This is a genomic window from Variovorax sp. GW823-FHT02B07 (assembly GCF_058797695.1).
Map to the genome: position 1 here is coordinate 14,375 of NZ_JBXAJX010000014.1, position 15,981 is coordinate 30,355.

Here is a 15,981-nt window from a genome sequence, read left to right on the forward strand (position 1 = left end):
TTCCGCCCGGCGGCGGACTTACTTTCTTTTGCTTCGCCAAAAGAAAGTAAGCAAAGAAAAGGCGACCCCACTGTCTGCGACCCTGCGCTTCGCTACGGGCAACCTGCGGTGCTCGCGTTTCGCGGGGTCTCGCAGAACTCGCCTTCGGCTCAAACAGCTGCGAGCCCTGATCCGCGAAACGCTGCGCTCCTCGGCGCAGCCAGAGGGGAGGGGGAACTTCGGGCCTTTGCTTCGCTCGGCCCGGGAACTTCCAACAGCCTGATGCCACGGGTTTGCTCGCACTCGCACTCGCACTCGCACTCGCACTCGCACTCGCACTCGCACTCGCACTCGCACTCGCACTCGCACTCGTACTCGTACTCGTACTCGTACATGTGTCTGCACTTGCGCGAGCGCCAGCGCCCTGCCCAGTTCAACGCCACGCCCCATGCAAGCCGCAGCAGGCGCGAAGCGCCTGCTGCGGCCTACTGGCCGAGCAAAGCGATGGCCCGTTGGTATCCAAACCCCTTCTGTATGCGCCGAGGAGCGGAGCGTTTCGCGGATAAGGGCTCGCAGCTGTTTGAGCGAAGCGAGTTCTGCGAGACCCCGCGAAACGTGAGCACCGCAGGTTGCCCGCAGCGAAGCGGAGGGACGCAGACAGTAGGGTCGCCTTTCTTTTGCCTACGTTTCTTTGGCGAAGCAAAGAAAAGTAGGTCGGCCGCCGGGCCGAGACCCGGCCCCGGAAAGCAAGCCCCAAGCGGCGTTCGCCCAGCAGGAGCAGGTCAATGACCGACAACGCCCTTCCCCCGGAAGACGACCGCACCCGAGTCGTCTCCCGCCCCGTGCCCCTCACAGCAACCAGTGACGGCACAAGCACAGACACAGGCGCCACCGTCATCACAGCCAGCGGCCTCACCACACCCTCAGGCACCCCCGTCACCAGCCCCGCCACAGGAACCCCTCACGAAGCCGGCCTCCTCCCCGTAGGCAGCCGCCTAGCCGAATTCGAAATCACCCGAGTCGTAGGCCAGGGCGGCTTCGGTGTCGTCTACGAAGCCTGGGATCACACGCTGGAGCGCGTAGTAGCCATCAAGGAATACCTGCCGACATCGCTATCGACAAGACAGCAAGACGGCACCGTAGTCCCCCTCTCAGAACGCCACAGAGAAACCTTCGACCTAGGCATGCGCAGCTTCATCAACGAAGCCCGCCTCCTCGCCCAGTTCGACCACCCGTCGCTCCTCAAGGTCTACCGCTTCTGGCAAGAAAAGGGCACCACCTACATGGTCATGCCCTTCTACAAGGGCGACACCTTGCGCGAGGCTCTCGTAGCGATCCCCGCAGGCGTCGACGAAGCCTGGCTCACCCGCATCATGGACGGCGTCACCCAGGCCCTCGCGGTGATGCACAACGCCCACTGCTACCACCGCGACATCGCCCCCGACAACATCATCCTGCTCGAAGGCTCCGGCCGCCCCGTGGTGCTCGACTTCGGCGCCGCGCGCCGCGTGATCACCGACAAGACGCAGGCGATCACCGTCATCCTCAAGCCCGGCTACGCCCCCATCGAGCAGTACGCCGAGATGCCCGACATGTCGCAGGGCGCGTGGACCGACGTCTACGCGCTCGCCGCCGTGATGCACGTCGCCGTGTGCGGCCGCGCACCGCCGCCCTCGGTGGCGCGGCTGCTGTCCGACAGCTACGTGCCGCTGGCGGGCAACGACATCCTGCGCCAGCGCTACAGCGACCGGCTGCTCGCGGCGATCGATGCGGGCCTGGGCGTGCGGCCCGAGGCGCGGCCGCAGTCGATGGCGGAGCTGCGCGCGGCATTGGGCCTGGAGGTCGGCCACAGCATCGCGCCCACACCGCGCACCGTGCCGCCGTCGGGTGCACGAAGCAGTCAGTCGGGCGCCGATGCCCCCACCGTGATCGGCACGGCCCACATGCCCAAGCCGATCGCCGCCAAGGCACCTGTTGCTGACAACAGCAAGAGCGGCAGCAACAAGGCCGTCCTCGGTGCCGTCGCCGCCGCCGTGCTGGTTGCCGCAGCGGGTGGCGGCTGGTGGTTCCTCGGCCGCTCGGGCAGCGAAGGCGATGCCGGCAAGACGGCGCAAACCGCCACGCCCGCACCCCCACCCGACACCCCCACCCAGGTCGCCGAAGCCCCACCACCTCCGCCACCTCCGCCCCCTCCGAAGCCACGCACCCCCGCCGAATCCCTGCAATCCCTCGCCGCCGGCGCCGCCCCGGGCTTCGAAGTCACGGCCACGCCGAAGAAGGCCGAGGTCGCCATCGGCAAGGACAAGCTGGCCTTCGAGGTGCGCAGCAAGCGCGACGGCTTCGTCTACGTGTTCCTGCTGTCCAGCGGCGGCGAGATGTTCCTGCTGTTCCCGAACCTGCTCGACAAGTACAACAAGATCACCGCCAACGCCGCGCTCGCGCTGCCGCGCGCCTCCTGGCCGATGGACGCCGGCGGGCCGGCCGGCACCAACCAGTTCGCGGTGCTCGTGAGCGAGCACGAGCGCGACTTCGGCGCCTCGGGCGTGCAGAACGAAGGCGTGTTCCCGCAGTTCCCGCTGCCGGTGCTCGCGGCACTCGAAGCCACGCGCGGCACCGGGCCGTCGCCGCTGTTGGGCAAACCGGTGTGCGCGCCGGGCGCCCCGCCGTGCAACGACGTCTATGGCGTCGCGAATTTCAAAATCGTCGAGAAGTAATCGTCTGTAGAGCGTCGGCCGCTTTCGGCCCCCTTTCCACGACACGACCAGGAGACTTTCATGCACACGTCACCGTCGCCGCACTTCGCGCTTCCCCTTTGCCGAACGGCCGCCGTGGTCGCGCTGGTGCTGCTGGCCGCCTGCGCCAACACGCCGCCGACCGCCACGGGCACGGCCACCACCGCGCCCACCACGGCCGATCCCGCGACCGCACCGGCCCGCCCCACCGGCGGCAGCGTCGCCGGGCAGGCGCGCACCTTCTCGACCCAGCTCGCCACCTACACCTCGGTCGGCTTCGACGCCGTGCCGGGCTGGGCGCGCGACGATTTCTCGGAAAGCTGGCCGGCGTTTCTCGGCAGCTGCAAGGTGCTCAACGGCCGCGGCGCCGAGTGGAAAGAGGTGTGCGAGCGCGCGCTGAAGGTCGACGGCAAGAGCACGCAGGCGATCCGCGGCTTCTTCGAGAGTGAGTTCTCGGCCTACCAGATCCGCGACGACGACCGCAAGCCCGACGGCGTGGTCACCGGCTACTTCGAGCCCGAGATCGCGGGCAGCCGCACCTACGTCGCGCCGTTCATCTACCCGGTCTACGGCCAGCCCGAGGACATGTTGTTCGTCGATGCGCGCAAGCTCCCGGCCGGCAGCGGCACGGTGGCCGCGAAGGTCGAGGGCCGCAACGTGATCGTGCAAAGCGGCCTGAACACGCGCGACATGGGCGCACCGGGCCTGTACGCGCTCGACCTGTCCGCCATCACCCGCGACACGCTCGACCGCAAGGTGCGCCTGCGCATCGACGGCAAGCGCCTGCTGCCGTACTACACGCGCGAAGAGATCGAGACCAAGGGCGCGCCCAACGCCAAGGTGCTGGCCTTCGTGAGCAGCGCCACCGCGCTGTACGAGATGCAGATCCAGGGCTCGGGCCGCATCAAGCTGCCCAGCGGCGAAGTCGTGCGCGTGGCCTACGCCGAGCAGAACGGCCAGCCCTTCCGTCCGACCATCGCGCAGGCCGCCAACGGCAAGCCGCGCAGCGCGGTCAAGGTGCGCGGCGGCTCGCTCGAGCTGACGCTGGACGACGGCGACGACGAAGACACGGGCGCCATCGACAACAGCGTGATCCGCACGCGCGGCTTCACGCTGGCGCGGCCCACGGCCAGCGGCGCGGTGGTGGTGCCGGGGCGGCGCACGGCCGGCGCGGTGACCGGCTCCGGCATCAAGGACCCGAGCTACGTGTTCTTCAAGGAGTCGACCTCGCCCGCGGGCGGCCCGGTGGGCGCCTTCGGCGTGCCGCTGTCGGCCGGCCGCTCGATCGCGGTCGATCCGCGCAGCACGCCGCTGGGCTATCCGGTGTTCGTGTCGACGCGCACGCCCGGCAGCGGCGCACCCATGCAGCGCCTGACCATCGCGCAGGACACCGGCGGCGCCATCCGCGGCGCGGTGCGGGCCGACTACTTCTTCGGCAACGGCCAGCAGGCCGCCACCAATGCACGCCGCATGAAGGAACGCGGCCAGCTGTGGATCTTGTTGCCGCGCGGCCTGGCCGTGGCGCAGGCGGCGGTGTCGGGTGCGATCCGCACGCGCGGTGGCCCGGTCGGCGCGAATCTTCCGCAGTGCCTGGTGCCTACGGAAGGCGTCTGCGTCGACGACTGACCTCTTTTCTTTCGACCCCTTGGCCCTTCATGCAGGAAACCCTTTCGTCCGCGGAAAGCTCTGAACTCGTCCGCCTCTGGCGGCGCCGGCAGACGCTGTCCTCGGACGACATGGGCACCATGTACCGCATCGTGGGCGACGCGCTCGTGGCCTGCAACCCGCCCGAGCTGCAGGTGCTGGGCGAGGGGCGGCAGGAGCTGGTGGCGCAGTTCATCTACGTGAAGGTGCTGCGGCTCGACGCCGACCCCGACGAGTCGGAAGAGCGCGCCGGCCACAGCGCGCCGTCCACCGCCTTCGCGCTGTGCGCGTACTTTCGCCGCTACCTCATCGACTGCACGCGCGCCAGTTCGTTTCGCCGCAAGGTCTCCATCGGCGACCAGATCACCGAGGCCCAGCTCGAAGACGAACTCGGGCCGGGCGAAGACCTCGACGGCTGCCTGGCCGAGCACGGCCTCAGCGCGCAGGCCGTGCAGCTGGCGGCACGTGCCTTCATCGCCGGGCTGCCCGAGCCCGAGCGCATCTTGCTGTGCGAAGGTTTCGGGCAGGAGGCCGAGGGCGGGCTGTCGGGCGTGGCCTCGCGCCACGCCATCGCCTCGTACCACTACCGCGCCGGGCGGCTGGGCCTCGTGCACAAGCGCGAAGGGCTGGGCGCCGGCTATGCGCAGACCCGCATCGGCAGCTGGATCGGCCAGACCCTGGGCATCGCCATCGAGGCCGACAACATGGCGGCGATCCTGCAGGTTTTCAAAATCCTCGGGGCTGAAGCGTCTTATGTCTGAAGACATAGCCATTCAGGAACAGACGCCATGACCACCGACCTCTGGCCCCCGCTCAGCGTGATCCGCCATGCGTTCGAAACCGGCGCGCCGCCCGGCGATGCCGCGCCGGACGCCGCACCCGTCGCGATGCCGCACGGCAACAGCGCGGGCGCGGGCACGCCGGTGGTGTCGGACCTGCTGCTCCCTTTGACCGAATTGGCCCGGCGCCGCGAGGCTGTCGCCCGGCGCGCCTTCACCGCGCGCTGGGCGCCGGGCCGCCTCGTGAGCGTGGTGCACGACGGGCGTCTGCTCGGCGTGCTGCTCGACCGCTGCATCCACGGCGACCTCTGGCAGGGCTGGATGGCCGCGGGCGAGCCCGATTGGGCCGGCCCCTTCGACGTGCTGCTGGAGCCCGACGACGAGCCCTTCGAGCCCATGTTCGGCGTGGTCCAGGCCTGGAACGTGCTCACGCTCGAGCCCAGCCCGCAGCTGGCCGCGCGCGTGCTCGGCGAGGTGTCGGCCACGCGGCTCGCCGCGATCCGCGCGGTGCACGACGAATGGGCCGCGCACGCGGCGCCCGACATCGCGCCCGAGCCTGGGCGCATCGCGCTGCGCGGCGTGGCCGGCGCGTTCTCGGTGCTCTCGGGCACGCCGCTCGGGCCGCAGGACCCGCGCACCGACTACCAGGCGCTGTACCGCGACGCCGGCCTGCAACTCGGCCGCGCGCTGGCGCAACCGCAGGACGAGGCTCCGGCAGCCGCACCGCCGCCATCGCCCGCCCAGCCGCTGCCGCGGCCCGAGGACGGCTGGTGGGGCAGCATCCGCCGCTGGTTCGGCGCTGAAGGCTGGGCGCGCCCGGCGTTTGCGGCCGTGGCGCTGTTCGCGGTGATCCAGAACGTGGGGCTCATCGGCGGGCGCGGCACTACCGAAGACGACGACGTGCGTTTCCGCTCGGTGCCCACGGCACCCGTCGCGGCGCAGGCCAACCTGGTCGTGCGCTGGAAGGACGGCGTGCGCATCGACGAGGCCGATCGCCTGCTGCACACGATGTCGGCGGAAGTGGTCGGCGGGCCGGGGCCGAACGGCGTCTGGCGCCTGCGCGTGGCCGATCCGGTCGGCGCTTTGTCGGTGCTCGCGACGTCGCCATTGGTCGCGTCGGCCGGACCGGCCTCGGAGCCGCCATGAACTGGCGCGCGTGCAGCCTGCGGTTCCTGCTCGCGCTGGTGGTGTGGGGCGCGGGCGGTGTCGCCGCGCAGGCCGCGCAGCGCGCGCTCCTCGTCGGTGTCTCCGAACTCGTCAACCAGCCGCAGGCCCTGTGGCTGCAGGCGCCGCGCAACGACGTGATGCTCATGCGCGACGCCTTGCTGAAGCAGGGCTTCACCGCGCCCGACATCGCCGTGCTCGCCGACGGCGTGCCCGGTGCCGCGCTGCCCGAATCGCAGGCCATCCACGACGCCCTGGCGCGGCTGCTCGCGCAGTCGGCCAGCGGCGACTTCGTGCTGCTGTACTTCTCCGGCCACGGCACGCGCCTGCGCGACGTGGCCAAGCGCTACCAGGAGCCCGACGGCCTGTCCGAGAACTTTCTCGCGCGCGACGTGCGCGGCACGCTCGGCGCCGATGCCGCGCTCAGCGGCGACCTGCGCGATGTCGACTTCGACGCCTGGATCCAGGCCTTCCTGGCGAAGAACGTGTTCGTCGCCTCGGTGTTCGACACCTGCTCCGCCAACTCGATGACACGCGGCACGGGCGATGCGCCCGCGACCGCCGAGGGCCCGGCCGACGACGAGGTGCGCTGGCGCGGCCTGCGCACGACGCAGCTCATGGGCGGTGCGTCGCCCGCACGGTCCCTGGCTCCACCGGCCGCGACCGACGCCGTACCGCGCGCCCGCTACGTGGCGCTGTTCGCGTCCGAGAGCCACCAGATCACGCCCGAGCTGCGCCTGCCGCGCAAGGCGCGCACCGCCCGGCCGCAGGGCCTCCTGACCTGGGCCGTGGTCGAGTCGCTGGCGCGCAAGCCCGCCACCTGGCGCGACCTGTTCGACGGCGTGCTCGCGCTGTACCCGCCGGTCATCGACGAACTCGCGCAGCGCTTTCCCACGCGCGAGCTGCCGTCGCCCGTGGCCGAGGGCAACCTCGATGCGCCGTTGTTCGCCAACAGCGGCGCGCCCGCGTCCACGCGCCCGGTGTGGGGCGCGCAGCGCAGCGGCGACAGCCTGGCCGTCAAGGCCGGCCTGCTCGACGGCCTGGCGCCGCAGCAGGAGGTGCGCGTGCTCGCCACGCTCGACGACGGCACCGTGCGCCGCGCACCGGCCGCCATCGCGCAGATCAAGCTCGGCGGCGCCTGGCTCGCCGTGCCCGCGGCGTTGAAAGACCTGCCGGGCAGCGCGTTCTGGAGCGTCACGCCCATTGCCGAGCCGGCCGCGACGGCCCTGCGCGTGCGCGCCGACAAGCCGTTGCCCGCCGGCCTGAGCCTCGACTACCCGGCTGCGATCCGCCTGGCCGACGACCCCGCGAGCGCCGACGTGCGCTGGACCGACCTCGGCCCCGCGGGCCATCGCCTCGAAGCGCTCGCGCCCGTGTTCGGCACCGCCGCCTCGACCGTCGTGGTGCCCGACGTGGCCGCGCTGCGCCGCCGCCTGCAGGCGCTGGCGCAGCTCAAGTGGCTGGCGCAGCTGCAGGCCCATGCCAGGGGTGGCCAGCTCGACGGTTTCGATGCGGCGCTCGAAGTCTGGAGCGCCGACCGGCTGCTGCGCAGCGTGCCGGTCGCCGAGGCCGCGAGCGTGCTGCCTGCACTGCGTGCAGGGGAGCGCGTGCGCCTGAACGTGCGCAACACCAGCGGCCGTTCGCTCGACCTCGTCATCACCGGCATCGACGCGCGCGGCGCGCTGCAGGCGGTGTACCCCGACGGGGCCGGCGAAACCAACCGCTTCAAGCGCGGCACGCCCGAGCAGCCGGCGGTCAAGCGTTTCGACCTGCCCTGGCTCGATGCGGCCGGCGAGGCGCGCCTGCTCGTCATGGCCGTGCCGGCCGCGCCCCACAGCGCGCCGCGCCTGTTCGGCGTGGCCACCGCGGCGCAGGCCGATGTGTCGGAAGTGCGCGTGCGCGGCGGCCAGCCGCCGGCCGCCGGCGGCGAGCGCCAGGTGTTCGCGGCCTTGCTGCGCAGGAGCGCTGGCATGGCAGACGGTGGTGCGCGGCCATGAGTCAGGTGCGCGCGGTCCCGGTCCAGTTTTCTTTGTCCGAATCCGGAGGTTGACATGGCATTTCTCGAAGACGGCTCCTGGAGCCCCGAAGACGCACGGCAGTTCTACGAACTGATCGGCACCGGCTCGGCCGAGACCGACCTGGTCATGATGATCGAGAGCAAAGGCTCGCCCGTCGAGGGCGAACTCGAACGCGTCTTCGACGACGGCAAGGCGCGCCTGAACATCGGCGGCTACTACTGGTCGGTGCAGGTGCCCGAGTCGTCCGCGCAGAACCAGGTCGTGCCCCACAACCTGGTCGTCGCGCGCCGCAGCGACGCGGCCACGGCCACGCTCGCCAGCCTGCTGCGCGCGCAGGAAAAAGACCTGAAGGTGGTCATCAGCGCCTACAAGGCCGGCGGCGATCCGCAATCGCCCGAGGCGCAGGCGACCTTCGAGATCTCGCTGGAGAACGCGCGCATCTGCCGGCTGGTGCTCAACTCCGGCGGCCACTGGGGCGTGCCCTCGGAGCTGGTCTCCATCAGCTACCGCACGGTGAAGATCAAGTCGGCCCCGCAGAAGACCAGCGGCGCGCGCGGCGCGGTGCGCGAATGCCAGTTCACCCGGACGTGAACCGAAACCTGAACCCGAACGCCCCCAGGAGCACACCGCCATGACGACGACCGCCGCAGACTTCCTCAAGGCCGCCGACCCGGTGGCCGCCCTCAAGGCCCTGAGCGACGACGTGCGCGCCAAGCCCTCCGACCCGAAGCACCGCGTCTTCATGGCGCAGCTCTTGTGCGTGCTCGGGCAGTGGGAGCGCGCACTCAACCAGCTCACCGTCGCGGCCGAGCTCGACGCGCTCGCCGTGCCCATGAAGCAGGTGTACGGCGAGGCCGTGCGCTGCGAAGGCCTGCGCGCCGACGTGTTCGCCGGCACGCGCACGCCGATGATCTTCGGCCAGCCCGATGAATGGCTGGCACTGCTCATCGAATCGCTGCTGCGGCAAGGCCGCGGCGAGAGCGGGCTGGCCGAAGACCTGCGCCAGCGCGCCTTCGACGGTGCGCCCGCCATCGCCGGCACCATCGACGGTGCGCCCTTCGAATGGCTGGCCGACGCCGACATGCGCCTGGGCCCGGTGCTCGAGGCCTTCGTCAACGGCAAGTACTACTGGATTCCCTACGCGCGCCTGGCGCACATCAAGATCGAGCCGCCCGAAGACCTGCGCGACTGCGTCTGGATGCCCGCGCACCTGCAGTTCGAGAACGGCGGCGAAACGCTGGCGCTCATTCCCACGCGCTACGAAGGCACCGAGGCGCAGGACGACGGCGAGCTGCGCCTGGCGCGCAAGACCGAGTGGCGCGAGCTGCGCCCCGAGGTCTGGGCCGGCTACGGCCAGCGCGTGCTCGGCAGCGACGCCGGCGAGTACGCGCTGATGGACGTGCGCGAGATCCTCTTCACGCCCGCCGCCGCCGACGCGGCCGAAGGCGGCGAAAGCAGCGGCGGTGGCTGAGCTCACCGCGCAGGAGCGGCTGCAGCCCTCGCTGCTGGACCGCCTCGTCGACCACGCGCCCGACGAGAAGCGCGAGGGCGACGACAAGCGCACGCTCACCAAGCAGGCGCTGCGCCAGGCCGTGCTGCGCGACCTCGGCTGGCTCTTCAATGCCACGGGGCACGGCCTGTCGATGGACGACAAGCAGCACCCGAATGCCGCGCGCTCCGTCATCAACTACGGATTGCCTATGCTGTCTGGCCAGTTCACCTCGTCGGTGCAGCGTGTCAGCATGGAACAGGCTTTGAAGAACGCAATCCTGCAGTTCGAGCCGCGCATTTTGTCCCGCACACTCGAAGTCGAACTCGTCATGGAAGGCCCGGCCCTGGAGTCCCACAACAGCATCGGCCTGCAGATCCGCGGCATGCTGTGGGCGCAGCCCGTGCCGCTCGAGTTCCTCATGCGAAGCCGCGTCGATCTGGAAGAGGGCCGCATAGAGATCGTGGACATGGCGCAAAACCCAAGGTAAGTCCACATGGACCCTCGGCTGCTGAGCCTGTACGAGCAGGAGCTGCGCTACTTTCGCGAAAGCGCCTCGGAGTTCGCCCGTGCGTTCCCGAAGATCGCGCACCGGCTGGGCATCGAGGGCCAGGAAGTCGCCGACCCGTACGTGGAGCGGCTGATCGAGGCCACGGCCTTCCTTTCGGCGCGCGTGGGCCTGAAGCTCGATGCCGAATACCCGCGCTTCACGGGCCACCTGCTCGACATCGTCTACCCGCACTTCCTGGCGCCCACGCCGGCCATGACGGTGGTGTCGTTCGTGCCCGACCCGGAAGACGCCAACCTCGCGGCCGGCCCCACGTTGCCGCGCGGCGCCGGCCTGCGCGCGCGCCAGGCCGTGGGGCAGAACACGCATTGTGAGTTCCGCACCGCCGCCGCGCTGCGCATCTGGCCGATCGAGGTGCAGCGCGCCCAGTACTTCACCTACGCGCCCGACCTGCCGCTGAACACCCACCCGCAGTCGCGCGCCATCCGCGGCGGCCTGCGCATCGCACTGCGCGCCACGGCGGGGCTGGACTTCAGCCAGATCGCGCTCGACGACCTGGTGCTGCATTTCGGCGGCGCGGAAGACGTGGCCTGGCAGCTGCACGAATGCGCGCTGGGCCAGCCCGTGGGTGTGTGGGTGCGACCGCTCACGGCCAGTGGTGCCTTGCAGGGCGCCGTGCGCAGCCTGCCGGGCAGCGCCATCGGCGCGGTCGGCTTCGGGGACGACGAGGCGCTGCTGCCGGTCACGGCCACCGGCTTCTCGGGCTTTCGGCTGCTGCAGGAGTACTTCGCGTTCCCGCAGCGCTTCCAGTTCGTGCGCATCGGCGGGCTGCAGGCGCTGCTCGCGACGATGCCGGTGACCGAGCTGGAGATCGTGCTGCTGTTCTCGCGCGGCGATGCGGCGCTCGAGAAGCTGGTGAGCGCCGACAACGTGCAGCTGCACTGCGTGCCCGCCGTCAACCTGTTCACCAAGCGGCTCGACCGCGTGCCCGTGACCGAGGGCGTGAGCCAGTTCCACCTGGTGCCCGACCGCACGCGCCCGCAGGACTTCGAGGTGCACACCGTCACCGAGGTGATCGGCCACGGCGCGCCGGGGGCCGACGCCGCGGTGGCCGAGCAGCCGTTCCGGCCGTTCTACTCGGCCTTCCACGGCAGCCGCAACAGCCACCCGGCCTACTTCACGACCACGCGCGAGCCGCGCATGCTCTCGGTGCGCCAGCGCACCGAAGGCCACCGCAGCAGTCACATCGGCTCCGAGGTCTACATGCAGATCGTCGACCCGCAGCAGGCGCCGTACGCCGCCACGCTGCGCCAGCTCGCCGTGACCGCGCTGTGCACCAACCGCGACCTGCCGCTCTTGATGCCGCTGGGGCGCGACAACGACTTCGACTGCGTCGACTCCTTTCCCGTGCAGCGCGTGCGCATGGTGCGCGGGCCGTCGCGGCCGGTGTCGCCGGTGGTGAGCCAGGGGCTGGGCTGGCGCGTCATCGACCACCTGGCGCTCAATTACCTGTCGCTGTCCGACAGCACGCCGGAGCAGGGCGCCGCCGCGCTGCGCGAGACGCTCATGCTCTACGCCGTGCATGCCGACGAGATGCGCCAGGGCCAGGTGCGCGGGCTGCTGTCGGTCAAGAGCAAGCCCGTGGCGCGGCGCCTGCCGCTCGCGGGCCCGATCGCCTTCGGGCGCGGGCTCGAGGTGACGCTGGAGGTCGACAAGGACGCCTTCCACGGCCACAGCGCCTTCCTGTTCGGTGCCGTGCTGGCGCAGTTTCTCGCGCGCCATGTCGAGGTGAACCACTTCGTCGAGACCGTGCTGCGCGTGGCGGGCAAGGGCGAAGCCATGCGCTGGAGGCCGCTGTGCGGGACACGCCAGATTCTGTAAGCACGCGGGTAGACAACGCGCTGCGCGGGTGGTCGGCCCAGCCGTGGGACTTCGACTACTTCGCCGTGATGCGGCGCATCGAGTCCGTCGCGAAGACCACGCCGCGCTGGGGCCGCGCCCTGCTGCCCAGCGCCGAGCCGGTGCGCGTGGGGCAGGAGCCGTCGCTGTCGTTCGCGCCCGCCAGCTTCAGCCGCTTCGAGCCGGCCACCGCGCATTCGCCGCCGCGCCTGCGCCAGCACTTCTTCGGCTACATCGGCCCGAACGGCCCACTGCCGGTGCACCTGAGCGACTTCATCCGCGAGCGCAGCCTGAACCACGGCGACCCGACCTGGCTGGCCTTTCTCGACACCTTCTCGCACCGCTTCTCGCTGCACTTCTATCGCGCGTGGGCGCAGTCGCGGCCGGCCGTGGCGCTCGACCGGCCGGGCGAAGACCGCTTCCGCCTGCAGGTGGGTGCGCTGGTCGGCATCGGCACGCCGGGGCGCATCGACCGCGACGAGATCCACGACGACGCGCGCCTGCACTTCTCGGGCTGGCTCGCGCGCCGCGTGCACAACGCGGAAAGCGTGGAGTCGGTGCTGTGCAGTTATTTCGGCGTGCCGGTGAAGCTGGAGCGCTGGGTCGGTCACTGGATGCGCGTGCCCACGGACGAGGTCACGCGGCTGGGGCAGGGCGAGAGTTCGCGCGCGATGGGCATGGGCGCGATGCTCGGCACGCGCGCGTGGGACCGCCAGCACCGCGTGCGCCTGCACCTGGGGCCGCTCACGGTCGACCAGTACCGCATGTTCCTGCCCACCGGCGACGCGCAGCCCGTGCTGCAGCGCTGGATGCAGCAGCTGCTCGGCGACACCCTCGAATGGGACGCCGAACTGGTGCTCGAGAAAGTACAGGTGCCGCCCACGCGCCTGGGCCAGGCCCGGGGCAACGGCCCGCGCCTGGGCTGGATCTCGTGGCTCGGCGAACGCCCGCGCACGCGCGATGCGGCCGACGTGCGCATTGCCAGCCAGCCGTCGAGGGCGCGCCTGCCGAAGCAGTCCGCCTCTTTTCAATAAACCCATCTTCATTCGTTCAGAAGAGATACGGAGTCCTCCATGAGTGAAATCAGCCGCACCGCCCTCTTCGGCAAACTCAACTCGCTGGCCTACAAGGCCATCGAGGGCGCCACCGTCTTCTGCAAGATGCGCGGCAACCCGTACGTGGAGCTGGAGCACTGGTTTGCCCAGCTGCTGCAGGCGCAGGATTCCGACCTGCACCGCGTGATCCAGCACTACGGGCTGGATGTGTCGGTGATCGCGAAGGACATGACCGCCGCGCTCGACCGCCTGCCGCGCGGCGCCACCGCCATCAGCGACTTTTCGCCGCACATCGAGAACGCCATCGAGCGCGCCTGGACCTACGCCACCCTGCAGTTCGGCGAGGCGCAGGTGCGCACCGGCTACATCCTGGTCGGCATGCTGAAGACGCAAAGCCTGCGCAACCCGCTGTTCGGCCTGTCGAAGCAGTTCGAGAAGATCAAGGTCGAAGACCTGGCCGACAACTTCCCCAAGATTTGCGACGCCTCGCCCGAAGCGCAGATGCGCGCCCAGGACGGCACCGGCATGGGCAGCGGTGCACCCGGCGAAGACTCGGGCGCCATGGCGCCGGCCGCCATGGGCAAGGGCGATGCCCTCAAGAAATTTGCTGTCGACCTCACGGAGAAAGCCAAGAAGGGAGAGATGGATCCGGTGACCGGGCGGGACGAGGAAATCCGCCAGATCGTCGACATCCTCATGCGCCGCCGCCAGAACAACCCGCTGCTGACGGGTGAGGCGGGTGTGGGCAAGACCGCGGTGGTGGAAGGCTTCGCGCAGCGCCTGGCGCGCGGCGATGTGCCGCCGCAGCTGAAGGACGTGAAGCTGCTCACGCTCGACATCGGCCTCTTGCAAGCGGGCGCGAGCATGAAGGGCGAGTTCGAGCAGCGCCTGCGCCAGGTGATCGACGAGGTGCAGAGCTCGCCCACGCCGATCATTTTGTTCATCGACGAGATCCACACGCTGGTGGGCGCAGGCGGCGCGGCCGGCACCGGCGATGCGGCAAATCTGCTCAAGCCGGCGCTGGCGCGCGGCAACCTGCGCACCATCGGCGCGACCACCTGGGCCGAGTACAAGAAGTACATCGAGAAAGACCCGGCGCTCACGCGGCGCTTCCAGGTCGTGCAGGTGCCCGAGCCCGACGAGACCAAGGCGATCCTCATGCTGCGCGGCGTGGCCAGCGTGCTCGAGAAGCACCACCGCGTGCAGCTGCTCGACGAGGCGATCGAGGCGGCTGTGAAGTTGAGCCACCGCTACATCCCCGCGCGCCAGTTGCCCGACAAGGCCGTGAGCCTGCTCGACACGGCCTGCGCGCGCGTGGCCGTGTCGCAGCACGCCACGCCGCCCGAAGTCGAAGACTGCATGCGCCGCATCGAAGGCCTCACGGTCGAGCAGGAGATCATCGGTCGCGAAGAAGCCATCGGCATCGACGTGACCAAGCGCGCCGCGCTCGTGGCCACGCTGCTGGCCGAATCGAAGGTGCAGCTCGAAGCGCTGAATGCGCGCTGGCAGGAAGAAAAGGGCCTGGTCGATCGGCTGCTCGAACTGCGCAGCAAGCTGCGCGCGGGCAACAAGCCGGTCGATGAACCGGCGGCCGGTGAAACCGCCGCCGAGGCCGGCCCCGACCGCGCCACGCTGCTGGCCGAGCTGCACGAACTGCAGACGAAGATCCACGCGGTGCAGGGCGAGTCGCCGCTCATCCTGCCGTCGGTCGACGAGCAGGCCGTGGCCTCGGTCGTCGCCGACTGGACCGGCATTCCCGTCGGCCGCATGGTCAAGAACGAAGTCGAGGCGGTGCTCAAGCTGGCCGACACGCTGAACCAGCGCGTCATCGGCCAAAAGCACGGCCTGGAGATGATCGCGCGCCGCATCCAGACCTCGCGCGCGCGGCTGGACAACCCGCAGAAACCCATCGGCGTCTTCATGCTCTGCGGCACCTCGGGCGTGGGCAAGACCGAGACCGCGCTCGCGCTGGCCGAGGCGCTGTACGGCGGCGAGCAGAACATCATCACCATCAACATGAGCGAGTTCCAGGAGGCGCACACCGTCTCCACGCTCAAGGGCGCTCCTCCGGGCTACGTGGGCTACGGCGAGGGCGGCATCCTGACCGAGGCCGTGCGCCGCCGCCCCTACAGCGTGGTGCTGCTCGACGAAGTGGAGAAGGCCCACCCCGACGTGCACGAGATCTTCTTCCAGGTCTTCGACAAGGGCTGGATGGAAGACGGGGAGGGCCGCATGATCGATTTCAAGAACACGATCATCCTGCTGACCACCAACGCCGGCAGCGAGCTCGTGATGAGCATGTGCCGCGACCCCGAGCTGCTGCCTGATTCGAACGCGCTGGCCGACGCGCTGAAGGCGCCGCTCATGAAGGTGTTCCCGCCCGCGCTCTTGGGCCGCATCGTCACCATTCCCTACTACCCGCTGTCGCCCGAGATGATGAAGAAGATCGTGCGGCTGCAGCTGGGCCGCATCAAGAAGCGCGTGGAGACCAACCACGGCGTGCCCTTCGAGTACACCGAGGCGGTGATCGAGCAGGTCGTCGCGCGCTGCCAGGACCCGGAGTCGGGCGGGCGCGTGATCGACGCGATCCTCACCAACACCGTGCTGCCCACGATTTCCGTCGAATACCTGCAACGCCTGGCCTCCGGCGGCGAGATCCGCCGCGTGGCGCTCGACGTGAAGGACGCCGACTTCACCTACGCGTTCGACTGACC

The 15,981-nt window shown here is 70.2% G+C and carries 11 protein-coding genes; all 11 read left to right on the plus strand.

Going from position 1 to position 15,981, the window contains the following annotated elements:
- The first annotated feature begins 764 nt into the window (after positions 1 to 764).
- From AC1RGU_RS30995 to tssH, 11 genes are read left to right on the plus strand one after another with little or no spacing between them, the layout of a single operon-like run.
- Positions 765 to 2,693, plus strand: coding sequence for a protein kinase domain-containing protein (locus tag AC1RGU_RS30995; RefSeq protein ID WP_492700368.1), 1,929 nt, complete (start codon positions 765 to 767; stop codon positions 2,691 to 2,693).
- Between the two features lie 60 nt (positions 2,694 to 2,753).
- Entirely contained in the window at positions 2,754 to 4,337 is a 1,584-nt protein-coding gene (gene mltA, locus AC1RGU_RS31000) for a murein transglycosylase A (RefSeq protein ID WP_492700366.1), read from the plus strand.
- A gap of 29 nt (positions 4,338 to 4,366) precedes the next feature.
- A complete protein-coding gene (locus AC1RGU_RS31005) occupies positions 4,367 to 5,116 on the plus strand; it encodes a hypothetical protein (RefSeq protein ID WP_062482983.1) in 750 nt (249 codons plus the stop codon).
- 27 nt (positions 5,117 to 5,143) lie between these two features.
- On the plus strand, positions 5,144 to 6,280 hold the full coding sequence (locus AC1RGU_RS31010; protein ID WP_492700364.1) for a hypothetical protein: 1,137 nt from the start codon (positions 5,144 to 5,146) through the stop codon (positions 6,278 to 6,280).
- Positions 6,277 to 8,295 (plus strand): caspase family protein, encoded by a 2,019-nt coding sequence (locus AC1RGU_RS31015; protein WP_492700362.1) that lies wholly within the window; start codon positions 6,277 to 6,279, stop codon positions 8,293 to 8,295. The genes AC1RGU_RS31010 and AC1RGU_RS31015 overlap by 4 nt, the downstream gene beginning before the upstream one ends.
- A gap of 54 nt (positions 8,296 to 8,349) precedes the next feature.
- Entirely contained in the window at positions 8,350 to 8,907 is a 558-nt protein-coding gene (locus tag AC1RGU_RS31020) for a type VI secretion system tube protein Hcp (protein ID WP_056584544.1), read from the plus strand.
- Positions 8,908 to 8,947: 40 nt separating this feature from the next.
- A complete protein-coding gene (locus tag AC1RGU_RS31025) occupies positions 8,948 to 9,787 on the plus strand; it encodes a type VI secretion system accessory protein TagJ (RefSeq protein ID WP_492700360.1) in 840 nt (279 codons plus the stop codon).
- Positions 9,780 to 10,295 carry a type VI secretion system baseplate subunit TssE gene (tssE, locus tag AC1RGU_RS31030; protein WP_062481207.1) on the plus strand — a complete coding sequence of 172 codons (516 nt, stop codon included), beginning with the start codon at positions 9,780 to 9,782 and terminating at the stop codon, positions 10,293 to 10,295. The genes AC1RGU_RS31025 and tssE overlap by 8 nt, the downstream gene beginning before the upstream one ends.
- A gap of 6 nt (positions 10,296 to 10,301) precedes the next feature.
- Positions 10,302 to 12,194 (plus strand): type VI secretion system baseplate subunit TssF, encoded by a 1,893-nt coding sequence (gene tssF / locus AC1RGU_RS31035; RefSeq protein WP_492700358.1) that lies wholly within the window; start codon positions 10,302 to 10,304, stop codon positions 12,192 to 12,194.
- Positions 12,170 to 13,246 carry a type VI secretion system baseplate subunit TssG gene (gene tssG, locus AC1RGU_RS31040; protein WP_492700356.1) on the plus strand — a complete coding sequence of 359 codons (1,077 nt, stop codon included), beginning with the start codon at positions 12,170 to 12,172 and terminating at the stop codon, positions 13,244 to 13,246. Before tssF ends, tssG begins: the two co-directional genes overlap by 25 nt.
- A 39-nt stretch (positions 13,247 to 13,285) precedes the next feature.
- A complete protein-coding gene (tssH, locus tag AC1RGU_RS31045) occupies positions 13,286 to 15,979 on the plus strand; it encodes a type VI secretion system ATPase TssH (protein ID WP_070063879.1) in 2,694 nt (897 codons plus the stop codon).
- Positions 15,980 to 15,981 lie beyond the last annotated feature (2 nt).